The sequence below is a fragment of the Pseudomonas sp. SJZ078 genome, from assembly GCF_007828255.1.
Taxonomy (GTDB): Bacteria; Pseudomonadota; Gammaproteobacteria; order Pseudomonadales; family Pseudomonadaceae; genus Aquipseudomonas.
Genome location: NZ_VIUG01000002.1, coordinates 203,169 through 229,786, shown reverse-complemented (window position 1 = coordinate 229,786; position 26,618 = coordinate 203,169). Strand labels below are relative to the sequence as shown.

Below are 26,618 nucleotides of genomic sequence, written 5' to 3'. Positions count from 1 at the left end.
CTTAATCCCTGGCCGAGCCAGGTCAAGCGCTCAGGTAGCGCCCGATCAGCGCGAGGCCACTGGCAAGCACCAGCCACGTCACCAGACGCACGAACGTCTCGCGGGACATCCTCATGGTCAGGCGACGCCCTATCCACAGCCCCAGCGCCATGGCCGGCAATAAACACAGCGCCAGTACCAACAAGGGTAGTTCGGCATACACGCCCGCGACAGCGAACAGACTCAGGCGCACCACGGTGCTGCAACTGATCAGCGCGCTTTGGGTGGCCCGGGCCGGTTCCTTGGGCAAGCGGCTGTTCAAATAGATTGCATATAAAAAGCCGCCGCTGCCGAACAAGGCCCCGAACATCCCGCCCACCGTGCCCATCGGGATCGCCCACAGCGCCGACAGTTGAGCGGGCCGGGTCTTTATCCACAGGCTGTAGATCGCATAAGCGCTGATGAACAGGCCCATCAACAGCAACAGCAGGTCAGACTTGAGGTTGAGCAGGAAAATCACGCCCAGGGTGCAACCTATCGCCATGCACGGCAACAAGCGCAGCAATTCCGGCCGGGCAACATCCTTGCGCGACGGCAGCAGGTTGCCGAACGCCGCGACAAAATCCAGCAGCACCAGTAGCGGCACGATTTTCGACAGCGGCAGGAACAGCAGCAGAATCGGCGCGGCTACCAGAGCGGTGCCGAACCCGGCAATGCCGAACACAATGTAGGCCAGGGCGATGGCAAGGCCGATCACCAGCCAATCCGTGGGTGCGAATGCCCATTGGCCTAACCACGAGAAGAGGTTCATCCGGCACTTCCTTGCTGACGAAGCGGCGACTTTAGCCAGAGCTCGTAGGCTTATCCAGCAATTATGATGACTTCACCATTGCAATCGCGAGCAGGCTCGCTCCCACAAGGACGGCGTAGGACCCTGTGGGAGCGGGCTTGCTCGCGAAGAAGGCGACGCGCTCTAATTCTTTGCACTCATGGAGATTCAGCCACAAATGCCCTTATCATGCCGCCCATGATTAAAGATCCCTTTGCCCGCCTGGGCCTGGACCGTGAGGTCCTGACTGTCAGCCAGCTCAATGGCCGTGCGCGGGTGTTGCTCGAAGACGTATTCAGCAACATCTGGGTCGAGGGCGAAATCTCCAACCTCGCCCGCCCTGCCTCCGGCCATGTGTATTTCACCCTCAAGGACAGCGGTGCCCAGGTGCGTTGTGCACTGTTCCGGCAGAACGCCGTGCGGGTGCGCCAGACCTTGAAGGACGGGTTGGCGGTCAAGGTACGCGGCAAGGTCTCGCTGTTCGAGGGCCGTGGCGACTACCAGTTGATTCTCGACACCGTAGAGCCGGCCGGCGACGGTGCCCTGCGCCTGGCCTTCGATGCCTTGAAGGAAAAGCTCAGCGCCGAAGGCCTGTTCAGCGCCGAGCGCAAGATGCCCCTGCCCGCCCATCCACAACGCATCGGCATCATCAGTTCGCCCACCGGCGCGGTGATCCGCGACATCATCAGCGTGTTCCGTCGCCGTGCGCCGCAGATTGCCCTGACGCTGATCCCCACCGCCGTGCAGGGTCGCGAAGCCACCGCACAGATCGTCCGCGCGCTGAAACTGGCGGACGCCCGGGGCTTCGATGCGCTGATCCTGGCCCGAGGCGGCGGTTCGCTGGAAGACTTGTGGTGCTTCAATGAAGAAGCCGTGGCCCGGGCCGTGGACGCCTGCGTGACACCGATCGTCAGCGCCGTCGGCCATGAAACTGACGTGTCTATCAGCGATTTCGTCGCCGACGTACGCGCCCCGACGCCATCCGCCGCCGCTGAACTGCTGGCGCCGGATGCCGGTGACCTGGTGCGCAGGGTTGAAAGCCTGCATCGGCGGCTGGTGATGCGTATGCGTGACCGCTTGATGCGCGATCAACTGCGTCTCGAAGGCCTGACCCGACGATTGCGTCACCCCGGTGAACGCCTGCGCCAGCAAGCCCAGCGCCTGGACGACCTGGACATGCGCCTGCGCCGGGCTTTCGAACGCAGCCTCAATACCCGTCGCGAACGTCTGATCCGCCTGGAAACCCGACTGGCTGGCCAACATCCGGGCCGTCATCTGGCACTGCTGCGCCAGCGCCTGGACAGCCTGGCCGAACGCCTGCCCCGGGCCATGCGCGAAGGCTTGAAAGCGCGACGCGTGCAATTGCACAACCAGATGCAGACACTGCACATTGTCAGCCCCCTGGCGACCCTCGGCCGAGGCTACAGCATTCTGCTGGACGAGCGCGGCCATGCGATCCGCAGTGCCGGACAGACCCAGACCGGCCAGCGCCTGACGGCCCGGCTCGGCGAAGGCGAATTGCTGGTAAGGGTCGAAGACAATCACCTGACGCCGGTCACCCTTTCTCTACTGGATTGATCCATGCCGCGATTTCTAACACCTCTGCTTTTGCTGTGCCTGACCTTCAATGCCCATGCCGACAGTTACATCACCCGCCTGCTGAACAAACCGGTGCCCGGCGGCGTGGCCGTGGTCGACCTGGGCAGCGCGGCCCAGGCGCCGAAAGCCAGCTATCAAGGCAAGCCGGTGCTGGTGGTCAAGGAACAGAACAACTGGCTGGCGATTGTCGGCATCCCGCTGACCGTCCAGCCGGGCACCCAGCAGATCAGCAGCGGCGGCGGCACCCACCCGTTCGTGGTCGGCTATAAAAAATACCCCGAGCAGCACATCACCCTGAAGAACAAGCGCCAGGTCAATCCGAACCCGGCGGACCTCAAGCGCATCGACGCCGAGCTGGCCGTGCAGTTGAAGGCCTACCGCAGCTTCAGCCCGAACATCCCCAGCAACCTGCTGCTGGACAAGCCGGTCAATGGCCCGCTGTCGAGCCGGTTTGGCGTGCGTCGTTTCTTCAACGGCGAAGAGCGCAACCCCCACGCCGGCCTGGACTTCGCCGTGCCCGCCGGCACGCCGATCAAGACACCGGCGGCCGGCAGGGTGATCCTCACTGGCAATTACTTCTTCAACGGCAACACCGTGTTCGTCGACCATGGCCAGGGCTTCATCAGCATGTTCTGCCATATGTCGAAGATCGATGTGAAGGTGGGCCAACAATTGGCCCGAGGCGCGGTAGTGGGCAAGGTCGGCGCCACCGGTCGAGCGACCGGGCCCCACATGCACTGGAACATCAGCCTGAACGATGCGCGGGTGGATCCGGCGATTTTCATCGGGGCGTTCGAACCCTGAAAGAGTGAGGCAAGGCGACTGGCCTCTTCGCGAGCAAGCCCGCTCCCACAGGATCGACGCTGTACCTGTGGGAGCGGGCTTGCTCGCGAAGGCTTAAGCTGCATCCACCCATATTCAAGGGATTGCCAAGTCAGAAACATCGACGCAATAAAAATACAAAAACCCGAATAGCACGCGATTAAATCTCGCAAAAACGCCATAAAGCAGAACTTCTCTCAATTTTTTCCGACTGCTTGCGATCCTCCCCCCACACGGTTAGGGTTGAAGGCATGAAAACCTCTCATACCCTCATCCAGCTTCGCCAGCACCGCAGCCTGTGCCTCGTCAGCGCACGACTGCCGGGCTGAATCGCGGCACCCCGTCCAGGCTGTAGAGCCACCCCGTTCGAACCACCGGCAGGCCGCCTTTTTCCGGCCACGACAATAAGGATTCCGCCCATGAGCATGCTCAAAGACCCGTCTTCCAAATACCGCGCCTTCCCGACCATCAACCTGCCGGATCGTACCTGGCCGTCGAAGACCATCACCGCCGCGCCGATCTGGTGCAGCTCCGACCTGCGCGACGGCAACCAGTCGCTGATCGAGCCGATGGATGCGGTCAAGAAACTGCGCTTCTGGAAAACCCTGGTCGCCGTGGGCGTCAAGGAAATCGAAGCGTCGTTCCCGGCCGCCTCGCAAACCGATTTCGACTTCGTGCGCACCCTCATCGAAGAAGGCCACATCCCGGACGACACCACCATCCAGGTGCTGACCCAGGCCCGTGAAGACCTGATCGCCCGGACCTTCGAGTCCCTGCGCGGCGCGAAGAAAGCCATCGTCCACCTCTACAACGCCACCTGCCCGTCGTTCCGCCGCATCGTGTTCAACCAGGACAAGGACGGCGTCAAGGAAATCGCGGTGAACGCGGCCAAGCTGTTCGTCAAATATGCCGCCCAACAGCCGGAAACCCAGTGGCAGTTCGAATACTCGCCAGAGACGTTCAGCGCCACTGAGCTGGAGTTTGCCAAGGAAGTCTGCGACGCGGTGATCGAAGTCTGGAACCCGACTCCCGAGCGCAAGGTGATCCTCAACCTGCCCGCCACCGTGGAAGTCGCCACCCCGAACGTCTACGCCGACCAGATCGAGTGGTTCCACCGCAACATCAGCCGTCGTGACAGCGTGCTCATCAGCCTGCACACCCACAACGACCGTGGTACCGGTGTGGCCGCCACCGAGCTGGGCCTGATGGCCGGTGCCGACCGTGTCGAAGGCTGCCTGTTCGGCAACGGCGAGCGCACCGGCAACGTCGACCTGGTGACCGTGGCGCTGAACCTCTACACCCAGGGCATCAACCCTGAGCTGGATTTCTCCGACATCGATGGCGTGCGCAAAGTGGTCGAAGAGTGCAACCAGATCCCGGTGCACCCACGTCACCCCTACGTCGGAGACCTGGTTCACACCGCGTTCTCCGGCTCGCACCAGGACGCTATCCGCAAGGGCTTTGCCCAGCAGAAATCCGACACGCTGTGGGAAGTGCCGTACCTGCCGATCGACCCGGCCGACATCGGCCGCAGCTACGAGGCGGTGATTCGCGTCAACAGCCAGTCGGGCAAGGGCGGCATCGCCTACCTGCTGGAACAGGAATATGGCATCAGCCTGCCGCGCCGCATGCAGATCGAGTTCAGCCAGGTGGTTCAGCGCGAGACCGACCGCCTCGGCCTGGAAATGACCGCCCAGCAGATCCACAGCCTGCTGCAACGCGAATACCTGCAAGCCAACACCCCATATGCGCTGGTCAGCCATCGCCTGCAGGAAGAAAACGGCAACAGCGCCGTGGAAGTGGAAGTCGCCAGCAAGGGCCAGGGCGAAACCAACCTGCACTGGCGCGGCAAGGGCAACGGCGCGCTGGAGGCACTGGTGGCCGGCCTGCCAATTCCGGTGGAGATCATGGACTACAACGAACACGCCATCGGCGCCGGCACCAACGCCAAGGCAGCGGCGTACATCGAACTGCGGGTCAACGGTGAACGCGCGGTGCACGGCGTGGGCATCGATGAAAACATCACCACGGCCAGCTTCAAGGCCCTGTTCAGCGCGCTGAACCGTTCGCTGAGCCAGCCTGAGGCCAAGGCGGCCTGATTCGCGGCCGAAATGCAAAAGGCCCCGGGGTGTGAACCCTGGGGCCTTTTTTGTTTGGCGGTGGTCTTGTGCTATCTGTCATGGCCCCATCGCGAGCAGGCTCGCTCCCACAGGTTCCATGTAGCCCCTGTGGGAGCGAGCCTGCTCGCGATGGCGATCTGTCAGGCAACAACAATCTCAGGCATGGGTATCGACAGAACCGGCCATGGCCTGCAACAACGCTGCCCGCAAGGTCTGCAAAGCGGCCTGGGTGCCCATGATCTGGGTCTGGATGGCCATGGCCTGCTGGGCCTTCTGCTCTTCATTGGCCTGGCTTTTCTCCACGCGGGCCAGTTCGGCCTGCTGCTGGGCCAACAGCTTTTCGGTCTGCTCAATCTGCTTTTTCAGTTGCTCGATGACATCCACACCGCTGCTGGCAGGCGCACCGGCGATATTGGCGCCACTGGTATCGACTTTCAGTGCCTTTTCCTTCTCGTCGGCGGCATCAGTCGATGCCGGCGAAGTGGCCGTCGTTTCTTCGGCGGCCCCGCCGATCCGGGTCTTTGGGGCCGAGAGTGGGTAAGGATTTACGGTAGTTGCGCTGATCGTGGTCATGGGGACTCCTCCTTGGCTGACCCGTTATCGGCATGCAACAGCGCTTCTTAAGAGCTGAATCGTTTCAATCAGATGAATTCGAAACGGTCGGCATCCAGGTTCGCCGGAAAGCGCTTGCGATAGGCCGCCAGGTCCGCCGCATTCAAACTCACCATGAACACACCATCGGCCTCCCCTGCACTGAGCAAGGTTTCGCCCTGGAAGTCCAGCACCTGACTGTCGCCGGTATAGGCGAAGCCCTTGCCGTCGGTACCGATGCGGTTCACTGCCGCCACGTAGCACAGGTTCTCGATGGCGCGGGCCGGCAGCAGGCGGTTCCAATGCTGGCGCCGGGCGCCCGGCCAGTTGGCGGTGTACAGCAACAGGTCGGTGTCCTCGGCGTCGCGACTCCAGGCCGGGAAACGCAGGTCGTAGCAAATCAGCGGACGGACCCGCCACCCCTTGAGCTCGAACAGCACTTGCCGCTCACCCGGTGTGTAGTGATCGTGTTCGCCGGCCATGCGGAACAGATGGCGCTTGTCGTAGTGCAGCACCTCACCATCCGGTCGCACCCAGAGCAAGCGGTTGCGATGGCTGCCATCAGCGGCCTGGACAATCAGACTGCCGGTGATTACCGCATCCAGCCTTGCCGCCTGGGTCCGCATCCAGACGCTGGTGGGCCCGTGTTCAGGCTCCGCCAGGGTTTGCGACTCCATGGAAAACCCGGTGGTGAACATTTCCGGCAGGATGACCAGGTCGGCCCCCCGCGCCTGCTCCAGCAAGCTTTCGAAATGTTCCAGGTTGGCCTGGCGGTCATGCCACGCCAGGGTAGTCTGGATCAAGGCGATATTGAGGTTCGGCAATGCACTCAGATCACGCATAGTTTTTCCGCCGCTTCGCGCAGCGTCTCCTCGCGTTTGGCGAAGCACAGCCGCACCAGGCGCTGGCCTTGGGGTGGCTCCCGGTAGAACACCGACACCGGAATCGTCGCCACGCCGTGCTCACGGGTCATCCAGACCGCCATGTCGACATCGTTCAGGTCCGGGCGGATGTGCGAATAATCCACCAACTGGAAATAGGTACCGGTCACGCGCTTGAAGCTGAACCGCGACGGGGCCAGCAGATCGCAAAACAGGTCACGCTTGGCCTGGTAGAAACCCGGCAGCTCTTCCACATGCTCGGGATGCGCCGCCATGTAGTCAGCCAAGGCGTATTGCAGCGGTGTCACGCCACAGAAGCTGACGTACTGATGCACCTTGCGCAGCTCCGCCGTCAGGGCCGGTGGCGCCACGACGTAGCCGGTTTTCCAGCCGGTAACGTGGTAGGTCTTGCCGAACGAACTGACCACGAAGGCGCGGCGGTACAGTTCCTCATGGGCGAGGACGCTGGCATGGGACACACCGTCGAACACCAGGTGTTCATAGACTTCATCACTGATCAGGTAGATATCGCGATCACGGATCAACGCCGCCAATTGATCCAGCTCGGCGCGACTGATCAGGGCGCCGCTGGGGTTGTGGGGCGTGTTGAGGATGATCATCCGCGTACGCGGGCTCAGGGCTTCGCCGAGCTTCTGGAAATCGATGGAGAAATCATCCAGGCCCAACTGAACATGTACGCAACGGCCACCGGCCAGTTGGACGGAGGGTTCGTAGCTGTCATAGCAAGGGTCGAACACGATCACTTCATCGCCGCTTTGGACCACCGCCGCGATGGCGCAGAAAATCGCCTGGGTCGCGCCGGGGGTCACAGTGACTTCCTGGTCGGCGTCGACCTGGGCGCCATAACTGCGGGCAATCTTCGCCGCGATCTGCTGACGCAGGGCCGGCAGCCCGGTCATGGGCGAATACTGGTTATGACCTTGGGCAATATGCCGGCCTACCGCATCGCGCAAGGCCTGCGGGCCATCGAAATCGGGAAACCCCTGGGACAGGTTGAGCGCACCGGTCTGCGCGGCGAGCTGGGACATCTGGGTGAAAATGGTGATGCCGACATTCGGCAGCTTGCTGGTGATCATCAGGGGGTCTCTGCGTCTGCACCCGGGCTCTGGCGCGGCGCGGGAGAGGTCGAGAATAGCCCAAAAAAAAGCTGCAAGCAGCAAGCTACAAGCCGGTGCGCCGAACTTGTGGCTTGCAGCTCGCAGCTTGCAGCTGCTTCTATTTCTTGTCGCGACGCTTCTTGTCGGCCTTCTTGTGGTGCGACATCAAGCGGCGCTTCTTGTTGACCTGACGGTCGGTGAGCGTGTTCTTGTTGCCTTCGTACGGGTTCTCGCCGCCCTTGAACTCGATGCGGATCGGCGTGCCAACCAGCTTCAGGACACGGCGATAGGTGTTTTCCAGGTAACGGACGTACGACTTGGGCACCTTCTCGATCTGGTTGCCGTGGATCACGATGATCGGCGGGTTGGCGCCGCCCAGGTGAGCGTAACGCAGCTTGATCCGGCGGTTGTTGACCATCGGTGGCGCGTGTTCGCCAACCGCGTCTTCCAGGATCTGGGTCAGGCGGTTGGTCGGCCAGCGGGTGACCGCCGACTTGAAGGAGTTCTGCACCGAGGCGTAGAGGTTGCCCACGCCCGTGCCGTGCAGGGCCGAGATGAAGTGAATGTCAGCGAAGTCGACGAAGAACAGCCGGCGCTGCAACTCCACCTTGACGAAATCGCGCTCGCTCGGCGTCATGCCGTCCCACTTGTTGATCGCGATCACCAGCGCACGACCGGCCTCCAAGGCGAAGCCCAGCAGGTTCAAGTCGTGATCGACCACGCCTTCGCGGGCATCCATCACGAAGATCACCACGTTGGCGTCCTTGATGGCCTGCAACGTCTTGACCACGGAGAACTTCTCGACTTCCTCGTGGATCTTGCCGCGCTTGCGCACACCGGCGGTGTCGATCAGCGTGTACTTCTCTTCGTTGCGCTCGAAGGGGATGTAGATACTGTCGCGGGTGGTGCCGGGCTGGTCGTACACGATGACCCGGTCTTCGCCGAGCATGCGGTTGACCAGCGTCGACTTGCCCACGTTCGGACGGCCGATGATCGCGATCTTGATCCCGTCCTTTTCGCTCGGGCCCGGAATGCGCTTGGCTTCCTCGCCTTCGGCAACGACCTCTTCTTCGCCTTCTTCCGGCTCGTCTTCGTCGTCTTTCGGGAAATCAGCCAGGGCGACTTCCAGCAACTGGCTGATGCCGCGACCGTGGGCACCGGCAATCGGAATCGCCTGGCCCATGCCCAACGGCGCGAACTCGGCGCGGGCCATGTCCGGATCGATATTGTCGACCTTGTTGGCGACCACGTGGGAGCGCTTGTTACGTTTGCGCAAATGCTCGGCGATCATCTGGTCGGCGGCAGTAAAACCAGCCTTGGCGTCTACCAGGAACAGCACCACATCCGCTTCTTCAATGGCGAGCAGCGACTGCTCGGCCATTTTTTCGTCCATGCCATGTTCATCACCGGAGATACCGCCGGTGTCGATCAGGATGTAGGTACGCCCTTGCCACTTGGCCTCACCGTATTGGCGATCACGGGTCAGACCGGACAAGTCGCCAACGATGGCGTCTCGAGTCCTGGTCAGGCGATTGAACAAGGTGGACTTGCCGACGTTCGGTCGGCCCACCAGGGCGATTACGGGAACCATGCGGCTCTCCACTTCGTTATTTCAGAAAATACAAAAGCCGCTGCGAGGCAGCGGCTGGTGCTCGGAGGCAGTCCTGTGAGAGCGGGCTTGCTCACGAATGCGGTGTGTCAGTTAACAAATTCTCTTCTGATACACCGTATTCGCGAGCAAGCCCGCTCTCACAATGGACGGGCCGCTTGAGATCTAGCCCCAAGCATAGTCTTACTTGATGGTCAGGGCTTCCAGTTTGCCGCTGTTGCCATACACATAAATCATGTTGCCTGCCACCAGCGGACGGGCACGCAGGCCGTCGCTGTCGATACGCTCGCGGCCGACGAAACGACCGTCCACCTGGCTCAGCAGGTGCAGGTAACCTTCCAGGTCACCGACTGCAACGTAGCTGGAGAACACTTCCGGAGCCGACAGTTGACGGCGGGCCAGGGAATCGTTGCTCCACAATGCGGTGGTGGAACGTTCGTCGACGCCTTCAACCGTGCCCGAGGACAGGCTGACATAGACGCTGCCGAAACCCTGGGCGACACCGGCGTAGCTGGACGCATCGCGCTGCCACAACGGACGACCGCTTTCCAGGTCCAGCGCCGCGACGCGACCCTGGTAGCTGGCGACGTAGATCGTGCCGCCGGACAGCAGCAGGCCGCCATCGATGTCGACCACGCGCTCCAGTTCCGAACGACCTTGTGGAACGGCAACACGCTGCTCCCACACCGGCACGCCGTTGGAGATGTCCAGGGCAACCACTTTACCGGTGGACAACCCGGCCACCGCGAGGCGGTTGGTAACGATCGGCGCGCTGGTGCCACGCAGGGTCAGGACCGCCGGAGTGCTGTCGTACAACCAGCGCTGGTTGCCGGTAGCAGCATCCAGGCCGATCAGACGGTCATCCTGGGTCTGGACCACCACCACATCACCGTTGGAAGCCGGCGGTGCGAGTACTTCGCTGGTCACGCGGGCGCGCCATTTCTCTTCACCGTTGCTGGCGTCCAGGGCGACGATTTCCCCCTTGAGCGTGCCGATCATGACCAGCCCGTAACCCACGCCAACGGCGCCGGACACCGGCAGCTCAAGATCTTTTTCCCATTTGACGTCGCCGTTCAGGCGATCCATCGCCATCACCACGCCCGTGACGTCACCGGCATAGATGGTGTCGCCGTCGATGGCCGGCACCAGCATGTTGTAGGTTTCGCCCTGGCCGTCGCCGATGGAGCGGCTCCACTGCTTCTGCAGCACGACTTCTTCTTTGAAGTCGGTCAGTTCAGCCGGCGGCAGTTCTTTCTTGCTGTTGCTGCTGCAACCCGCGGCCAGAATGGCCAGAGCCAGCAATGCTGCATGTTTCCAACGGATCACGTCACGCATCCCCTTTGGCCAGGTCGTCCAGCTTGATTTGCAGGCCACCGACTGCGGCTTCGTCCGACAGCGCAGCCTTGGCTTTTTGGTAGGCCGCATAGGCCTCATCAGCACGACCCAGCTGTACCAGCAAGTCGCCCTTGAGTTCTTCGCGGGTCGCCAGGAACGCCTTGTCGGCATCGCCGTCGAGCAGCTTCAATGCATCTTCGGTCTTGTTCTGAGCCGCCAGCACCTGCGCCAGGCGCTGACGCGCCACTTCACCCAGGGTCGGATTGGCAGGCTTGTCGACGATCCCCTTGAGCTCGGTGGCCGCGTCGTCCAGCTTGCCGCTGTCTACCGCGACCTTGGCCACGAACAGACGACCGTACTGCGCGTAGGCGGTGCCGCCGTATTCGCTGTTGAGCTTGCCAGCCAGGTCCGCCACGCGGGCGGCGTCAGGCTTGCCGTCCGGGGTCAGGGTGGTTTCCAGCAACTGCTGATAGAGCATCGAGGCGCCTTGCGACTGGTTGCTCTGGTATTTCTGGAACGCCTGCCAGCCGAATACGATGACCAGCGCCAACAGGCCGCCAGTGACCAGCGGCTTGCCGTTACGACTCCACCAGTCCTTCAAATCCGCCAGCTGTTCATCTTCGGTACTCGACACCCCAATACTCCTTAATCGCTAAATCGGCTGTTTAGACAGCTTCAACCCTGCACGACGCAGGTGGCCAGGTGTGCAGCAAGTGCATCCCAGGCAATACTTTGTTGTTCGCCCTGGCCACGCAGGGGTTTGAAACCTACCACTTGTTGGGCCAGTTCGTCGTCACCCAGGATCAGTGCATACAGCGCACCGCTCTTGTCGGCCTTCTTGAACTGGCTCTTGAAGCTGCCGCCACCGGCGTTGATCTGCAGGCGCAGGCCAGGCAACTGATCGCGGACCCGTTCGCTCAGCGCCAGGGCCGCCAGTTCGGCCGCTTCACCGAAAGCACACAGGTAGACGTCGACCTGACGGGAAAGCGCTTCCGGCACCTTGTCCAGGGCTTCAAGCATCAGCACCAGACGCTCGATGCCCATGGCAAAGCCCACGCCTGGCGTCGGCTTGCCACCCATCTGCTCCACCAGGCCGTCGTAGCGGCCGCCGGCACACACGGTGCCCTGGGCGCCAAGCTTGTCGGTCACCCATTCGAAGACGGTCTTGCTGTAGTAATCCAGGCCACGGACCAACTTGGGGTTGATCACGTAAGGAATGCCCACGGCGTCCAGGCGCGCCTTCAAGCCTTCGAAGTGCGCACGGGATTCGTCGTCGAGGTAGTCGGCCATTTTCGGCGCGTCAGCCAGGATCGCCTGGGTATCGGCGTTCTTGGTGTCGAGCACGCGCAACGGATTGGTCTTCAGACGGCGTTGGCTGTCTTCGTCGAGCTTGTCCAGGTGCGCGGAAAGAAATTCCACCAACGCCTCACGGTAGCGGCCACGGGACTCGCTGGTGCCCAGGCTGTTGAGCTCAAGCTTGACCGCGTCACGAAGGCCCAGCTCGCCCCACAGGCGCCAGGTCATGACGATCAGCTCGGCATCGATGTCCGGACCGTCGAGGTTGAACACTTCCAGGCCGATCTGGTGGAACTGACGATAGCGACCCTTCTGCGGCCGCTCGTGACGGAACATCGGACCGATGTACCAGAGCTTCTGCACCTGGCCGCCACCGGTAATGCCGTGTTCGAGCACTGCACGCACACAGGCCGCCGTGCCTTCGGGGCGCAGGGTCAGGGAGTCGCCATTGCGGTCCTCGAAGGTGTACATCTCTTTTTCGACGATGTCGGTCACTTCGCCGATGGAGCGCTTGAACAGCTCGGTGAACTCGACGATTGGCATGCGGATCTGCCGATAACCGTAGTTATCCAGCAGGCGCGCCACGGTGCCCTCGAAATAGCGCCACAGGGGCGTCTGCTCGGGCAGGATGTCGTTCATGCCACGAATGGCTTGCAGAGACTTGCTCACGTCTATTCCTTAATCTTTCGACTTAACCGCGCGCGATGACCGCAGCGTCGGCTTCGACCTTTTCGGCCGCTTTCTCGCGGATCAGCCGTTCCAGCTCATCCACCAGATTGTCATTCGTCAACTTCTGCGACGGCTTGCCGTCAATGTAAATCAGATTCGGCGTACCGCCGGTGAGGCCGATATGGGCCTCCTTGGCTTCGCCCGGCCCGTTGACCACACAGCCGATCACCGCGACATCCAACGGCACCAGCAGGTCTTCGAGTCGCCCCTCCAGCTCGTTCATGGTCTTGACCACATCGAAATTCTGCCGCGAGCAGCTCGGGCAGGCGATGAAGTTGATGCCACGGGAACGCAGGTGCAGGGACTTGAGAATGTCGTAGCCGACTTTCACTTCCTCGACCGGATCAGCCGCCAACGAGATGCGGATGGTATCGCCAATTCCTTCGGCGAGCAGCATACCGAGGCCGACGGCGGATTTCACCGTGCCCGAACGCAACCCACCGGCTTCGGTGATGCCCAGGTGCAGGGGCTGGACGATTTCCTTGGCCAGCAGGCGATAGGCTTCGACGGCCATGAACACGTCGGAGGCTTTCACGCTGACCTTGAAATCCTGGAAATTCAGCCGTTCGAGGTGCTCGACATGGCGCAGCGCCGACTCCACCAGGGCCGCCGGTGTAGGTTCGCCATATTTCTTTTGCAGGTCTTTTTCCAGGGAACCGGCGTTCACACCGATGCGAATCGGGATGCCACGGTCGCGGGCAGCATCCACCACGGCGCGCACGCGGTCTTCACGACCGATGTTACCCGGGTTGATGCGCAGGCAATCGACGCCCAGCTCGGCCACGCGCAGGGCGATGCGGTAGTCGAAGTGGATATCGGCCACCAGGGGAACCTTGACCAGTTGCTTGATTTTGCCGAACGCCTCGGCAGCGTCCATGTCCGGCACGGAAACCCGCACGATGTCGACACCGGCGGCTTCCAGACGGTTGATCTGCGCGACCGTGGCGGCCACGTCATTGGTGTCGCTGTTGGTCATGCTCTGCACAGCGATAGGCGCATCGCCGCCCACGGGCACGTTACCAACCCAGATCTTGCGGGATTCGCGACGTTTGATTGGAGATTCGCCGTGCATGACTTATTGACCCAACTTCAGGCGAGCGGTCTCGCCACTGGTGAACGGAGCGACGTCGACCGGCTGGCCGTTGTAGCTGACCTGCGCGCCACGGACATAGCCCAGGCGTACGGCGAATGGTGGCTTGCCATTGATGGTAGTGCTGTCGCCCTTGCGCTTGAGCCCACTGAACAGCACCTTGCCGTTGCCGTCGGTAACCTGCGTCCAGCAGTCAGCGGTGAATTGAATCTGCACCTGGCCTTCACCTGCGGCCGGCGCCACGGGAGCTGCCGGCGTCGCTGCCGGAGCTGCCGAAGTAGCAGGCGCCGGAGCAGCCACGGTCGGCGCAGGTGTGCTCGGGGCCACCGGTGCGCTGGTGGTAGGAGCGGGAGTGCCGGGCACAGCGGGGGCAACAGCCGGGGCGGCAGGCGCGCCCTGCTCGGCACCGGCTTCGGCATCAGCGCCGTCCTGGCCTTGCGGCAATGCCAGGCTGGTTTCGCCTTCCGCCTGGCCTTCGAGCACAGCCTGGTCCTCCGGCTCGTCCAGCGGATGGATCCGCGTGGTGCCGTCGGCGCCCTCCACTTCCACGTGCTCCGGCGCCATGGCGACCGATTCCTTACTGCGTAGCGAGGCTTGATCCTGCCACCAGACGAAACCGCCCCCAATCACCGCAATCAGCAATAGCAGGCTGACGATTCGCAAAATGGTGTGGGAAACACGCACCGGCTCCTCGATGCGACCCAGGCTGTGCACATTGCTGCCCTGGGCGTCGGACCCGGTGTACTGATCGAATTGCTGGACCAGCATGGTCTGGTCCATGTCGAGTAATTTGGCGTAGGCACGGATGTAGCCCCGGGCAAAGGTATGCCCCGGCAATTTGTCGAACGCGCCCGCTTCCAGATTGCTCAGGGAAGCCACGGTGAGATTGAGCTTGAGGGCTACTTGGGCCAGCGACCAACCATTGCTTTCGCGGGCTTGACGCAGGGTCTCACCGGGGTTCACGCGAGTCGCTGCTACCACTTCAGGATGCGCCGCTTTCATCATTGCTCCGACAGGTATTGCTGATATTCCGGCGTACCGGGATAGAGTCTTTTTAGTTGCAGGCCATAACTGGCGGCCTTGTCACGATCTTCGAATACGTGCGCCAGCCGAACGCCGAGCAATAGACTACGTGCATTTTGCTCGCTCAGCAGACTAAAACGTTCGTAATAGTCCCGCGCGGGCACATATTGCCTGTCTTCGTAGGACAACTCAGCCATTTCCAGCAAGGCTCGCGGTTGCTGGCGGTTGAGCCGCAGCGCCTTTTCCAATTGCTGGCGGGCCAGGTCACGCTGGCCGAGTTTCGCGGCGGTCATGCCGAGGTTCTCGAAAACCCGCGAACGCTCAGGGTAAAGGGTATCCGCGGCGGCCTGTTCGAAGCGTTCGTAGGCTTCCTTGTAACGCTGTTGCTCGTAGAGAAAACTGCCGTAGTTGTTCAGGATCCGTGCATCCTGGGGCCGGCTGGACAGTGCCTTGCGAAAGTGCTCGTCGGCCAGCTCCGGTTCCAGCTCAGCCTGGAACACCAGGGCCAGGGCCGCGTTGGCGTCGGCATCGGAACTGTCCAGCTCCAGGGCCTTCTTGAGCGGTACCTTGGCCCGCTCGGTCATGCCCTGCTGCAGGTAGCCGATGCCCAGTTGCACATAGGCCACACGCGCTTCGTCACGCCCCTTGCTGGTTTTCATCGGGTTGTAGTCACCCGACAGAACACAACCGGCGCACAGACCGGCGAACAGCAACAGCAGCGCGAAGCGCAGGGACATAGAGTTCCTCTCTTAGTGACCGTTCGCAGCGTTCTGCACATCGTCGGCGGCGTTCAACTCGCGCACGGCAATGTAGCGTTCGCTGCGACGGGTGCGATCCAGCACCTGCCCGACCAATTGACCGCACGCCGCATCGATGTCTTCGCCGCGGGTGGTACGCACGGTGACGTTGAAGCCCGCGTGATGAAGCTGATCCTGAAAGCGACGGATCGCGTTGTTGCTCGGACGCTCGTAACCGGAGTGCGGGAACGGGTTGAACGGAATCAGGTTGATCTTGCACGGGATGTTCTTGAGCAGTTCGATCATCTCGACCGCATGCTCGACCTTGTCGTTCACATCCTTGAGCAGGGTGTACTCGATGGTCAGCACGCGCTTTTCGCCCAAGGCCGACATGTAGCGCTGGCACGAGTCCAGCAGCATCTTAAGCGGATACTTCTTGTTGATCGGCACCAACTGGTTACGCAATGCGTCATTGGGTGCGTGCAGCGACAACGCCAGGGAGACGTCGATGTGCTTGGCCAGCTCATCGATCATCGGCACCACGCCAGACGTGGACAGGGTCACGCGGCGCTTGGAAATGCCATAGCCCAGGTCATCCATCATCAGATGCATGGCGGACACGACGTTGTCGAAGTTCAGCAGCGGCTCACCCATGCCCATCATCACCACGTTGGTGATGGCACGGTCGACGGTCGCCGGGACGCTGCCAAAGGATTTGTTGGCAATCCACACCTGGCCGATCACTTCGGCGGCGGTAAGGTTGCTGTTGAAGCCTTGCTTGCCGGTGGAGCAGAAACTGCAATCCAGGGCACAGCCTGCCTGGGACGAAACGCACAAGGTGCCGCGCTTGCCCTGGGGAATGTAGACGGTCTCGACGCAGCTGCCGGACGCCACGCGCACCACCCATTTACGGGTGCCGTCGCTGGAAATGTCCTGGCTGACCACTTCGGGGCCGCGAATCTCGGCAACGGCCTTGAGCTTTTCACGCAAGGCCTTGCCGACATTCGTCATGGCGTCGAAATCGTCGACGCCAAAGTGGTGAATCCATTTCATTACCTGACCGGCACGGAAACGCTTCTCCCCGATCGAGTCGAAGAATTTCTCCATTTCCGGCTGGGTCAGGCCCAACAGGTTGGTTTTGCCGTTCGATGTAGTCATGGATTCACCTTCACTCAAAAGCCTGGGCTTAGCGAGTGGTTACTTCAGTAGCGGAGAAAAAGTAAGCAATTTCGCGGGCAGCAGCGGCTTCGGAGTCCGAACCGTGAACGGCGTTGGCGTCGATGGACTGTGCGAAGTCGGCACGGATGGTGCCTGGAGCGGCTTCTTTAGGGTTGGTGGCGCCCATCAGCTCACGGTTGCGAGCGATGGCGTTTTCGCCTTCCAGCACCTGAACGACAACCGGACCGGAAGTCATGAACGCAACCAGCTCACCGAAGAAACCACGCTCGCTGTGCTCAGCGTAGAAGCCTTCGGCTTCGGCCTTGGACAGTTGCTTCATTTTCGAAGCGACGACGCGCAGGCCGGCGTCTTCGAAGCGGGTGACGATCTTGCCGATCACGTTTTTAGCAACGGCGTCAGGCTTGATGATGGAGAAAGTACGTTGAACAGCCATGGTGTAACTCCAGAAACGGTAATGTGCGAAAAATTAAACCCGCGAATTATACGCGGGTTATCGGGTATTGCCTAACTGCGTACAGCGCAGACTCAGTCTGCTTCTTCTATCCAGGCGGCTTGAATGGCTTCAAGTACTTTCTCGCCACCGCGGGCCGGATCGTCGCTGAACTCCGGCAATGCCAACACCCACTGGTGCAGATCGACGAAGTTCACGTACCGCGGGTCTACATCAGGCTTGGCCTCGGTCAGCTGGATCGCAATCTCCAGCACATCAATCCATTTCAGACTCATGATGGTTTCCCGGATCAGTGCGGCGCTTCGGCGGCGTGGTTAAGCGAATATTTCGGGATCTCGACGGTCAGGTCTTCCGTACCGACGATGGCCTGGCAACCCAGACGCGACTGCGGTTCCAGCCCCCAGGCGCGATCGAGGAAATCTTCTTCCAGATCGTCCGCCTCTTCCAGCGAATCGAAGCCCTCGCGAATGATGCAATGGCAGGTCGTGCAGGCGCAGACACCGCCACAGGCGCTTTCCATTTCAATATGGTGTTCATGGGCCAGATCAAGGATGGATATCCCAGGCTCAGCCTCCACCACCTTGCCCTCTGGGCAGAACTTCTCGTGGGGCAAAAAAATCACCTGCGGCATCAATTACTCCTCGATTTCATTCAGGTTACGCCCCGCCAGGGCGGCTTTGACCGTTGAATCCAGGCGGCGGGCGGCAAAGGCATCAGTGACTTGCGACAGACGCTTGGTCTGCTGCTCGATGGCATAGCCATCGGTGCCCTTGATCAATTCGGACAATTCCTGCATCTGCAATTCGATGACCATGCGCTCTTCGGCGTCCAGCAGACGCTCGCCGTCGGCTTCGAGGGCGCCCTGCACGGCTTCGATCAGTCGCTGGGCGTCGACTTGCTGCTCGCGCAACACGCGGGCCACCTTGTCGTCGCCGGCATATTGGAAGGAATCCTTGAGCATCCGGGCGATTTCGCCGTCGGTCAGGCCGTAGGACGGCTTGACCTGAATGCTCGCCTCGACGCCCGAACCCAGCTCGCGGGCGGAAACATTGAGCAGGCCGTCGGCATCGACCTGGAAGGTCACGCGGATCTTCGCCGCGCCAGCCACCATGGCCGGAATGCCGCGCAATTCGAAGCGCGCCAGGGAGCGGCAGTCGCTGATCAGCTCACGCTCGCCTTGCAGCACGTGGATCATCATGGCCGACTGGCCGTCTTTATAAGTGGTGAAATCCTGGGCACGGGCGACGGGGATGGTGGTGTTGCGCGGAATCACCTTCTCCATCAGGCCGCCCATGGTTTCCAGACCCAGGGACAGCGGAATCACGTCAAGCAGCAGCAGTTCGCCGCCGTCGCGCTTGTTGCCGGCCAGGGTATCGGCCTGAATCGCGGCACCGATGGCGACCACCTGGTCGGGGTCGATTTCGGTCAGTGGTTGACGGCCAAAGGCCTCGGCAACGGCTTCGCGAACCCGAGGCACGCGGGTCGACCCGCCCACCATGACCACGGCCTTGACGTCTTCCAGCTCCACGCCGGAATCGCGCACGGCGCGGCGGCAGGCCTTGAGGCTGCGGGCGACCATGGGTTCGATCAGGGCATCGAAGGCTTCGCGGGTCAGCGCGGCTTTCCAGTCGCCATAAGCGACTTCAACAGTGGCGGCGTCGGTCAAGGCTTCCTTGGCGGCACAGGCGGTTTGCAGCAGGTGGCGTTGCGCACCCGGGTCGAGGTCGGCGGACAAGCCGGCTTGCTCGATGATCCAGCCGGCAATGGCGTGGTCGAAGTCATCGCCGCCCAGGGCGCTATCGCCACCGGTGGCCAGGACTTCGAAGACCCCGCCGGTCAGGCGCAGGATGGAGATATCGAAGGTGCCGCCGCCCAGGTCATAGATGGCGACCAGGCCTTCGGCGTGTTGATCCAGACCGTAGGCCACCGCCGCAGCGGTCGGCTCGTTGAGCAGGCGCAGCACGTTCAGGCCGGCCAGCTTGGCCGCGTCCTTGGTGGCCTGGCGTTGGGCGTCATCGAAGTAGGCCGGGACGGTGATGACCGCACCCACCAATTCACCGCCCAGCGCCGCTTCGGCGCGTTGACGCAGGACCTTGAGGATGTCGGCCGACACTTCCACCGGGCTTTTCGGGCCCTGCACGGTCTCGATGAACGGCATGTGGGATTCGCCACCGACGAAGCGGTACGGCAGTTGATCGCCCAATTGCTTGACGTCGGACAGACCACGACCCATCAAGCGCTTGACCGAAACAATAGTGTTCAACGGATCGGTGGCGGCGGCCAGCTTGGCCGACTCGCCCACTTCGACACGGTCGACGTGGTAACGGACGGCGGACGGCAGGATCACCCGGCCCTGCTCATCGGCCAGCGGCTCGGAAAGACCGCTGCGCAACGCAGCGACCAGGGAATTGGTGGTACCCAAGTCGATCCCCACAGCCAGGCGACGCTGGTGCGGTTGTGGACTTTGGCCGGGTTCGGCGATCTGCAGTAGGGCCATCGTAATCAGGACTTATCTGTAATCAGGCGTGCGACCGGAGCGGCACTGGGTTAATCGTCGAGGCGCTCTTCTAGCTGGCGCACTTCGTAGGTGAGCTTGTCGAGGAACTGCATGCGCCGCATCAGGCGTTCGGCCTGTTCGCGTTGCGCGGCATCGTTCCAGCAGGCTGCGAAGCTTTCGTTCAGGGTTTGCTGGGCGTCCTTCAAGCGGCGCTTGAACGCGGCGACACCCGCCAGGTCGGCACTGTCCTGCAGGTCTTCGAGTTCTTCGCGCCACTGCATCTGCTGCAGAAGAAACTCGGGATCGTGCACCGTGACTTCCAGGGGCAGCTCATGACCGCTGATGGCAAGCAGGTATCGCGCGCGCTTGGCCGGGCTCTTGAGCGTCTGGTAGGCCTCGTTGAGGTTCGCGGACTGCTCGAGCGCCCGCCGTTGCTCAGCCTCGGAGGCATCCGCGAAGCGGTCCGGATGGACACCCCGGGCCAGCTCGAGGTAACGCGCCGATAACTCATCGAGATCCAGGCTGAAACCCGGCTGCATCTGAAACAAAGCGAAATGACAAGGAGTACCCACGAGCTGCCTCAGATGTTGAAGCTTTCGCCGCAGCCACACTCACCGCGCACGTTGGGGTTGTTGAACTTGAAGCCTTCGTTCAACCCTTCCTTGACGAAATCCAGCTCAGTGCCGTCCAGGTACGTCAGGCTCTTCGGGTCGATGATCACTTTCTGACCATGACTCTCGAACACCTGATCGTCTTCGCCGACTTCATCGACGAATTCCAGTACATAGGCAAGGCCGGAACAACCCGTGGTGCGAACACCCAGGCGGATGCCCTCGCCCTTGCCGCGTCCTGCAAGGGAACGCTGTACATGCCTGGCGGCTGCTTCTGTCATCTGGATAGCCATGGAAACTCCTTACCTGTCGCGGTTCAGATCAAGCCTTTCTTCTGCTTGTAGTCGCGAACGGCAGCCTTGATGGCGTCTTCAGCGAGTACCGAGCAGTGGATTTTCACTGGCGGCAGGGCCAGTTCTTCGGCCAGCTGGGTGTTTTTGATGGTTTCGGCTTCATCAAGGGTCTTGCCCTTCATCCACTCGGTGGCCAGGGAGCTTGACGCAATGGCCGAACCGCAGCCGTAGGTCTTGAACTTGGCATCTTCGATGATGCCTTGCTCGTTGACCTTGATCTGCAGGCGCATCACGTCGCCGCACGCAGGCGCGCCGACCATGCCGGTGCCGACATCAGGATCCTGCGCGTCCATCTTGCCGACGTTGCGCGGGTTCTCGTAGTGGTCGATGACCTTTTCGCTATATGCCATTTGCTTCAATCCTCATCAGTGGAGCCGCTCTGGTGGCGACTTCTCAGTGCGCCGCCCATTCGATTTTCGAAATGTCGACGCCGTCTTTGTACATGTCCCATAGCGGCGACAGTGCGCGCAGCTTGGTGACCGCCTCGCAGACTTTCTGCGCGGCGTAATCGATTTCTTCTTCGGTGGTGAAGCGGCCGAAGGTGAAGCGGATCGAGCTGTGGGCCAGTTCGTCGTTGCGGCCCAGGGCGCGCAGTACATACGACGGCTCGAGGGACGCCGAGGTGCACGCCGAACCGGACGACACGGCCAGGTCCTTGAGCGCCATGATCAGCGACTCGCCTTCAACGTAATTGAAGCTCAGGTTCAGGTTGTGCGGTACGCGAGCGGTCATGCTGCCGTTGACGTAGAGCTCTTCCAGGTGCTCGACCTGCTTGTAGAAGCGGTCGCTCAGGGCCTTGATGCGCACGTTCTCGGCGGCCATGTCTTCCTTGGCCACGCGGAATGCTTCGCCCATGCCGACGATCTGGTGGGTCGCCAGGGTGCCGGAACGCATGCCACGCTCGTGACCGCCACCATGCATGGTCGCTTCGAGGCGAACACGCGGCTTGCGGCTCACGTACAGCGCGCCGATACCTTTAGGGCCATAGGTTTTGTGGGCGGAGAACGACATCAGGTCGACTTTGAGCTTCGACAGGTCGATGTCGACCTTGCCGGTGGACTGGGCCGCGTCGACGTGGAACAGAACGCCGCGGGAGCGGGTCAGTTCGCCGATGGCCGCGATGTCGTTGACGGTGCCGATTTCGTTGTTCACGTGCATGATCGAAACCAGGATGGTGTCGTCGCGCAGCGCGGCTTCGACCATGGCCGGGGTGATCAGACCGTCTTCGCCAGGCTCGATGTAGGTGACTTCGAAACCTTCACGCTCCAGTTGGCGCGTGGTGTCCAGGACAGCCTTGTGCTCGATCTTGGAGGTGATCAGGTGCTTGCCCTTGGTGTGATAGAAGTGCGCGACACCCTTGATTGCCAGGTTGTCGGACTCGGTGGCACCGGAGGTCCAGACGATTTCACGCGGGTCGGCGTTGACCAGGTCGGCGACCTGGCGACGGGCGTTCTCGACCGACTCCTCGGCCTTCCAGCCGAACACGTGGGAGCGGGAGGCCGGGTTACCGAAGTTTCCGTCGACCAGCAGGCATTCACTCATTTTCTGCGCGACACGCGGGTCAACCGGGGTGGTCGCAGAGTAATCAAGGTAAATCGGCAATTTCATGGACTCTCTCCTAAATCAGGCTGGCTGGCGTTCCGCGTGCTCTGCGGCAGTCATTCGACGGCGGACGCTTCAATCTTGTCCAGGTGCGGCGCCTTGCTATTGCAACGGCGCTGGTCCTGACGCTGGGCTACTTCTTGCACCTCACGGCGGGTAACAAGGTCAGCCAAGCTGATACCGCTCAGAAACTCGTGGATCTGCAGGCTCAAGTCGCACCACAGATGATGGGTCAGGCAAGTATCACCGCCATGGCAGTCGCCCAACCCCTGACATTTGGTCGCATCGACCGATTCGTTCACCGCATCGATCACCTGGGCGACCTGGATGCCTTGCATGTCGCGCGACAGCTGATAGCCGCCACCAGGACCACGCACACTGGACACCAGGTTGCTGCGACGCAGCTTGGCGAACAGCTGTTCAAGATAAGACAGGGAAATGCCCTGGCGCTCGGAGATATCGGCCAGGGACACCGGCCCGTGCTGCGCATGCAATGCCAGGTCCAGCATCGCGGTCACGGCGTATCGGCCTTTTGTAGTCAGTCGCATGGACAATTACCACGGAGTTCGGAATGGGGCGAGTATGCAATTCCCGAGTAATTAAGTCAACTATAAGACCTAGTGGAGCACTCGGGTTTACCCGCGAAAGAGCGCGCGCATGATAGCAAAGGCTTGGCGGGCAGGACAGTGACACCGCGTTATCGTTCATCGCGAGCAGGCTCGCTCCCACAGGGATCGCATAAACGCCACGATTCAATGTAGGAGCGGGCTTGCTCGCGAAGGGGCCAGCCAGGTTTCAGCCGACCTGGCTCTGATCCTTGTCCTTCACGCACGCGAAATCTTCCTCGCGCAGCTCAGGCAGGTCCTTGGCACAATAATTACTGCCCAGGTCCTTCAGGGCGCCGCACATCCCCTCCAGGCGCCCGTCGACGGCCTGCAGGTGATCGAGCAACTGGTTGATGGCGCGGGCGACCGGGTCGGGCATGTCTTCACCGACACCGTAGGCGTCGAAGCCGATTTTCTCGGCCATGGCCTTGCGTCGGGCGTCCTGCTCGTCATCGGATTTGACGATGATCCGCCCGGGAATGCCCACCACGGTCGCGCCGGGCGGCACGGCCTTGGTGACCACGGCGTTGGAGCCGACCTTCGCCCCCGCCCCGACGGTGAACGGGCCGAGCACCTTGGCGCCCGCGCCGACCACCACACCATCGCCCAGGGTCGGGTGGCGCTTGCCCTTGTTCCAACTGGTACCGCCCAGCGTCACCCCCTGATACAGAGTCACGTCATCGCCGATCTCAGCGGTTTCGCCGATGACAATGCCCATGCCGTGGTCGATGAAGAACCGGCGACCGACCTTGGCCCCCGGATGGATCTCGATCCCGGTGAGCCAGCGACCGAAGTTGGATACCAACCGTGCCAGCCACTTCCAGCCAAGGTTCCACAGGGCGCCGGACAGCCGATGGATCCAGATGGCGTGCATCCCCGGGTAGCAGGTCAACACTTCAAAGGCGTTGCGCGCCGCCGGGTCACGATGGAAAACGCTTTGGATATCTTCACGCAAACGATCGAACATTTTAATCCTTCCGCTTAATCAGCTCGCCACGGGCCGCTTTCTGGGTTTCCGTGAGGATGCCGCGCAATATATTCATCTCCGCCCGGCTGACCGAGCTTCGTCCGTACAACCGACGCAGGCGCGCCATCAAGTGCCTAGGCTTGTCCGGGTCGAGGAATTCGATGTCCACCAGGGTCTGCTCCAGGTGTTCATAGAATCGCTCCAGTTCGTCCATGGTCGCCAGTGTCTCACTGCGCGGCGACGTCGCCTCGAATTTTTCGACCTTGCTTGGCTTACCTTCGGCCGCCAGCCAGGCCATGCGCACTTCATAGCTCAACACCTGCACCGCCGCCCCGAGGTTCAAGGAACTGAATCCGGGGTCGGAAGGGATATGCACGTGAAAGTGACATCGCTGCAGCTCGTCATTGGTCAGGCCGGAGTCTTCACGACCGAACACCAACGCGATTTCGATACCCTGCGCGGCTTCCTCGACCACTTTCGTCCCACATTCGCGGGGATCGAGCAACGGCCAGGGGATGCGGCGGTCACGAGCACTGGTGCCGAGCACCAGGTTGCAGCCCGCCAAGGCGTCTTCCAGAGTGGCGACGACCTGCGCACCCGCCAGGATGTCACCGGCACCGGACGCCCGGGCGTCGGCTTCGTGATGGGGAAACAAGCGAGGCTCGACCAGCACCAGCCGCGACAGGCCCATGTTCTTCATGGCCCGCGCAGCTCCGCCGATATTGCCCGGATGGCTGGTATTGACCAGGACGACACGAATGTTCTGCAACAAGGGAGGCGCTCTCGAACACGACAAAGGGAGCAAATCTTACCTAAGCACCTACCGTTAAGCTATGAAAGCGAACGCCAACCTTCTCCTCGGAAAACTTTCTGATAGAATGCGCGGCTTTCTTTAACAACCTTAGGTGACACATCCATGCAGCCCATGCTGAATATCGCGCTGCGCGCCGCCCGCAGCGCCAGTGAACTGATCTTCCGCTCCATCGAGCGCCTGGATACCATCAAGGTCGATGAAAAAGACGCCAAGGACTACGTGTCCGAGGTCGATCGCGCCGCCGAACAGAAAATCGTCGATGCCCTGCGCAAGGCTTACCCGAACCACTCCATCCTCGGTGAAGAGACCGGCATGCACGCCGGCACCGGCATCGAGGGTGAAGAGTACCTGTGGATCATCGATCCGCTGGACGGCACCACCAACTTCCTGCGCGGCATTCCTCACTTCGCCGTCAGCATCGCCTGCAAATACCGTGGCCGCCTGGAACACGCTGTCGTGCTGGACCCGGTTCGCCAGGAAGAATTCACCGCCAGCCGTGGCCGTGGCGCCCAACTGAACGGTCGTCGCCTGCGCGTCAGCGGCCGCACCAGCCTGGACGGCGCCCTGCTGGGTACCGGCTTCCCGTTCCGCGATGATCAGATGGACAACCTGGACAACTACCTGGGCATGTTCCGCGCCCTGGTCGGCCAGACCGCCGGCATCCGCCGCGCTGGCGCCGCCAGCCTGGACCTGGCTTATGTGGCGGCCGGTCGTTTCGACGCATTCTGGGAGTCGGGCCTGTCCGAGTGGGACATGGCGGCAGGCGCCCTGCTGATCCAGGAAGCCGGTGGCTTGGTGAGCGACTTCACCGGCGGCCACGACTTCCTTGAAAAAGGCCACATCGTTGCTGGCAACACCAAATGCTTCAAGGCTGTGCTGACTGCTATCCAGCCGCATCTGCCGGCTTCGTTGAAGCGTTAAGCATCCCGGCTACAGAAAAAGCACCTTTCGGGGTGCTTTTTTTATGCCTCAGTTTTATGGATGAACCCGATCCCTGTGCCGGGCATGAAATTTGAGTTCACTGAAGTTCCAGTGTGGGAGCGGGCTTGCTCGCGAAAGCGGTGGGTCAGTCGATGTCTGGTTTGAATGCCAGTCCGCATTCGCGAGCAAGCCCGCTCCCACAGGATTGAGTGATGGATCCTGGAATCCGGGCATAAAAAAAGCACCCCGAAGGGTGCTTCTTCAAAACATTCAGATCACTGCGCCGGTTGGTTCTGGCCCAGGATCAGTTGGCCTTCCTTGCTCACCGGGATCTGGTTGCCCGGGTCGCGGTCCATGCGGACTTTACCTTCTTTGCCGTCGAGCATGTAGCGAACGTCGTAGCCTACCACCTTGTCGCTGATGTCATTGACCGTGTTGCAGCGCGTCTGGGTGGTGGTGTAGGTGTCGCGCTCCTGCATGCCTTCCTGAATCTTGTTACCGGCATAACCACCACCGGCCGCACCCGCCACGGTGGCGATTTTCTTGCCGGTGCCGCCGCCGATCTGGTTACCCAACAGGCCACCCGCCACGGCGCCCAACACAGTACCGGCAATCTGATGTTGATCCTGGACCGGCCGCTGCCGGGTCACGGTGACGTCCTTGCAGACCTCACGCGGGGTTTTGATCTGAGTCTTGACCGGCTCCACTGCCAGCACCTGCGCATACTCAGGACCACTTTTCACCAAGCTGTAGGTGGCGACCGCACCACCGGCAGTAACACCGACAGCACCCAATACCGCACCAACCAGCATCGATTTGTTCACTTGAACCTCCTGGGCATCACCAGCGGAATAATCCGC

At 61.6% G+C, this 26,618-nt stretch carries 28 protein-coding genes; 4 read left to right on the top strand and 24 right to left on the bottom strand.

The genetic code is table 11. From position 1 onward, the window contains the following. Nucleotides 1–22 precede the first annotated feature (22 nt). Nucleotides 23–790 (bottom strand): sulfite exporter TauE/SafE family protein, encoded by a 768-nt coding sequence (locus tag FBY02_RS02980; RefSeq protein WP_144923180.1) that lies wholly within the window; start codon nucleotides 788–790, stop codon nucleotides 23–25. A 216-nt stretch (nucleotides 791–1,006) separates the two neighbouring features. On the opposite strand from FBY02_RS02980, the gene xseA reads away from it, so the two are divergent. The 3 genes from xseA to leuA all read left to right on the top strand — a co-directional run bounded on the left by xseA (nucleotide 1,007) and on the right by leuA (nucleotide 5,328). After that, nucleotides 1,007–2,386: an exodeoxyribonuclease VII large subunit gene (gene xseA / locus FBY02_RS02975; protein WP_144923480.1), complete on the top strand. Its 1,380-nt coding sequence runs from the start codon at nucleotides 1,007–1,009 to the stop codon at nucleotides 2,384–2,386. A gap of 3 nt (nucleotides 2,387–2,389) precedes the next feature. Continuing rightward, the gene (locus tag FBY02_RS02970; protein WP_144923177.1) at nucleotides 2,390–3,211 is read left to right on the top strand and encodes a peptidoglycan DD-metalloendopeptidase family protein; all 822 of its coding nucleotides are present in this window, start codon (nucleotides 2,390–2,392) and stop codon (nucleotides 3,209–3,211) included. Between the two features lie 437 nt (nucleotides 3,212–3,648). Next, nucleotides 3,649–5,328 (top strand): 2-isopropylmalate synthase, encoded by a 1,680-nt coding sequence (gene leuA / locus FBY02_RS02960; protein WP_144923175.1) that lies wholly within the window; start codon nucleotides 3,649–3,651, stop codon nucleotides 5,326–5,328. Between the two features lie 177 nt (nucleotides 5,329–5,505). Here leuA and FBY02_RS02955 read toward each other — a convergent pair whose 3' ends face one another. The 22 genes from FBY02_RS02955 to trmJ form a co-directional block, all read right to left on the bottom strand. Continuing rightward, complete coding sequence (locus tag FBY02_RS02955) at nucleotides 5,506–5,922, bottom strand: hypothetical protein (RefSeq protein ID WP_144923172.1); 417 nt, start codon at nucleotides 5,920–5,922, stop codon at nucleotides 5,506–5,508. 68 nt (nucleotides 5,923–5,990) lie between these two features. Beyond that, nucleotides 5,991–6,782, bottom strand: a complete 792-nt coding sequence (locus FBY02_RS02950; protein WP_144923169.1) for an amidohydrolase — start codon at nucleotides 6,780–6,782, stop codon at nucleotides 5,991–5,993. Then, entirely contained in the window at nucleotides 6,770–7,918 is a 1,149-nt protein-coding gene (locus tag FBY02_RS02945; RefSeq protein WP_144923166.1) for a pyridoxal phosphate-dependent aminotransferase, read from the bottom strand. Before FBY02_RS02945 ends, FBY02_RS02950 begins: the two co-directional genes overlap by 13 nt. 139 nt (nucleotides 7,919–8,057) lie before the next feature. Beyond that, a complete protein-coding gene (gene der / locus FBY02_RS02940) occupies nucleotides 8,058–9,530 on the bottom strand; it encodes a ribosome biogenesis GTPase Der (RefSeq protein WP_144923163.1) in 1,473 nt (490 codons plus the stop codon). Nucleotides 9,531–9,731: 201 nt separating this feature from the next. Continuing rightward, nucleotides 9,732–10,883: an outer membrane protein assembly factor BamB gene (bamB, locus tag FBY02_RS02935; RefSeq protein ID WP_144923160.1), complete on the bottom strand. Its 1,152-nt coding sequence runs from the start codon at nucleotides 10,881–10,883 to the stop codon at nucleotides 9,732–9,734. Next, the gene (locus FBY02_RS02930) at nucleotides 10,876–11,517 is read right to left on the bottom strand and encodes a tetratricopeptide repeat protein (RefSeq protein WP_144923156.1); all 642 of its coding nucleotides are present in this window, start codon (nucleotides 11,515–11,517) and stop codon (nucleotides 10,876–10,878) included. Before FBY02_RS02930 ends, bamB begins: the two co-directional genes overlap by 8 nt. A gap of 41 nt (nucleotides 11,518–11,558) precedes the next feature. After that, nucleotides 11,559–12,848 carry a histidine--tRNA ligase gene (hisS, locus tag FBY02_RS02925; RefSeq protein WP_055126918.1) on the bottom strand — a complete coding sequence of 430 codons (1,290 nt, stop codon included), beginning with the start codon at nucleotides 12,846–12,848 and terminating at the stop codon, nucleotides 11,559–11,561. Nucleotides 12,849–12,870: 22 nt separating this feature from the next. Beyond that, a complete protein-coding gene (ispG, locus tag FBY02_RS02920) occupies nucleotides 12,871–13,980 on the bottom strand; it encodes a flavodoxin-dependent (E)-4-hydroxy-3-methylbut-2-enyl-diphosphate synthase (RefSeq protein WP_020795607.1) in 1,110 nt (369 codons plus the stop codon). Nucleotides 13,981–13,983: 3 nt separating this feature from the next. Continuing rightward, the gene (locus FBY02_RS02915) at nucleotides 13,984–15,000 is read right to left on the bottom strand and encodes a RodZ family helix-turn-helix domain-containing protein (protein WP_144923152.1); all 1,017 of its coding nucleotides are present in this window, start codon (nucleotides 14,998–15,000) and stop codon (nucleotides 13,984–13,986) included. Then, nucleotides 15,000–15,758, bottom strand: coding sequence for a type IV pilus biogenesis/stability protein PilW (gene pilW, locus FBY02_RS02910; RefSeq protein ID WP_144923149.1), 759 nt, complete (start codon nucleotides 15,756–15,758; stop codon nucleotides 15,000–15,002). The genes FBY02_RS02915 and pilW overlap by 1 nt, the downstream gene beginning before the upstream one ends. Before the next feature lie 12 nt (nucleotides 15,759–15,770). Continuing rightward, nucleotides 15,771–16,916, bottom strand: coding sequence for a 23S rRNA (adenine(2503)-C(2))-methyltransferase RlmN (gene rlmN, locus FBY02_RS02905; RefSeq protein WP_144923146.1), 1,146 nt, complete (start codon nucleotides 16,914–16,916; stop codon nucleotides 15,771–15,773). 28 nt (nucleotides 16,917–16,944) lie between these two features. Then, on the bottom strand, nucleotides 16,945–17,370 hold the full coding sequence (gene ndk / locus FBY02_RS02900; protein ID WP_144923143.1) for a nucleoside-diphosphate kinase: 426 nt from the start codon (nucleotides 17,368–17,370) through the stop codon (nucleotides 16,945–16,947). A 92-nt stretch (nucleotides 17,371–17,462) separates the two neighbouring features. Further along, the gene (gene iscX / locus FBY02_RS02895; RefSeq protein ID WP_144923140.1) at nucleotides 17,463–17,663 is read right to left on the bottom strand and encodes a Fe-S cluster assembly protein IscX; all 201 of its coding nucleotides are present in this window, start codon (nucleotides 17,661–17,663) and stop codon (nucleotides 17,463–17,465) included. Between the two features lie 14 nt (nucleotides 17,664–17,677). Beyond that, a complete protein-coding gene (gene fdx / locus FBY02_RS02890; protein ID WP_144923137.1) occupies nucleotides 17,678–18,019 on the bottom strand; it encodes an ISC system 2Fe-2S type ferredoxin in 342 nt (113 codons plus the stop codon). A gap of 3 nt (nucleotides 18,020–18,022) precedes the next feature. After that, on the bottom strand, nucleotides 18,023–19,885 hold the full coding sequence (gene hscA / locus FBY02_RS02885) for a Fe-S protein assembly chaperone HscA (protein ID WP_144923135.1): 1,863 nt from the start codon (nucleotides 19,883–19,885) through the stop codon (nucleotides 18,023–18,025). A 50-nt stretch (nucleotides 19,886–19,935) separates the two neighbouring features. Next, a complete protein-coding gene (gene hscB, locus FBY02_RS02880; protein ID WP_047702171.1) occupies nucleotides 19,936–20,457 on the bottom strand; it encodes a co-chaperone HscB in 522 nt (173 codons plus the stop codon). Between the two features lie 8 nt (nucleotides 20,458–20,465). Next, the gene (gene iscA, locus FBY02_RS02875) at nucleotides 20,466–20,789 is read right to left on the bottom strand and encodes an iron-sulfur cluster assembly protein IscA (RefSeq protein ID WP_047702172.1); all 324 of its coding nucleotides are present in this window, start codon (nucleotides 20,787–20,789) and stop codon (nucleotides 20,466–20,468) included. A 23-nt stretch (nucleotides 20,790–20,812) separates the two neighbouring features. Continuing rightward, nucleotides 20,813–21,199, bottom strand: a complete 387-nt coding sequence (iscU, locus tag FBY02_RS02870) for a Fe-S cluster assembly scaffold IscU (protein ID WP_003185157.1) — start codon at nucleotides 21,197–21,199, stop codon at nucleotides 20,813–20,815. A 43-nt stretch (nucleotides 21,200–21,242) separates the two neighbouring features. Next, nucleotides 21,243–22,457: an IscS subfamily cysteine desulfurase gene (locus FBY02_RS02865; RefSeq protein ID WP_144923132.1), complete on the bottom strand. Its 1,215-nt coding sequence runs from the start codon at nucleotides 22,455–22,457 to the stop codon at nucleotides 21,243–21,245. A gap of 50 nt (nucleotides 22,458–22,507) precedes the next feature. Continuing rightward, entirely contained in the window at nucleotides 22,508–22,999 is a 492-nt protein-coding gene (iscR, locus tag FBY02_RS02860) for a Fe-S cluster assembly transcriptional regulator IscR (RefSeq protein WP_003185160.1), read from the bottom strand. A gap of 247 nt (nucleotides 23,000–23,246) precedes the next feature. Further along, nucleotides 23,247–24,023, bottom strand: coding sequence for a serine O-acetyltransferase (gene cysE, locus FBY02_RS02855; RefSeq protein WP_047702174.1), 777 nt, complete (start codon nucleotides 24,021–24,023; stop codon nucleotides 23,247–23,249). Between the two features lies 1 nt (nucleotide 24,024). Further along, nucleotides 24,025–24,795 carry a tRNA (cytosine(32)/uridine(32)-2'-O)-methyltransferase TrmJ gene (gene trmJ / locus FBY02_RS02850; protein WP_144923129.1) on the bottom strand — a complete coding sequence of 257 codons (771 nt, stop codon included), beginning with the start codon at nucleotides 24,793–24,795 and terminating at the stop codon, nucleotides 24,025–24,027. A gap of 144 nt (nucleotides 24,796–24,939) precedes the next feature. Here trmJ and suhB point away from each other — a divergent pair, with 144 nt between their 5' ends. Then, nucleotides 24,940–25,758 carry an inositol-phosphate phosphatase gene (suhB, locus tag FBY02_RS02845; protein ID WP_003185165.1) on the top strand — a complete coding sequence of 273 codons (819 nt, stop codon included), beginning with the start codon at nucleotides 24,940–24,942 and terminating at the stop codon, nucleotides 25,756–25,758. 275 nt (nucleotides 25,759–26,033) lie between these two features. Here the strand turns inward: suhB and FBY02_RS02835 are convergent, their stop codons facing one another. Further along, on the bottom strand, nucleotides 26,034–26,582 hold the full coding sequence (locus FBY02_RS02835) for a glycine zipper 2TM domain-containing protein (RefSeq protein ID WP_024777040.1): 549 nt from the start codon (nucleotides 26,580–26,582) through the stop codon (nucleotides 26,034–26,036). Nucleotides 26,583–26,618: the final 36 nt, after the last annotated feature.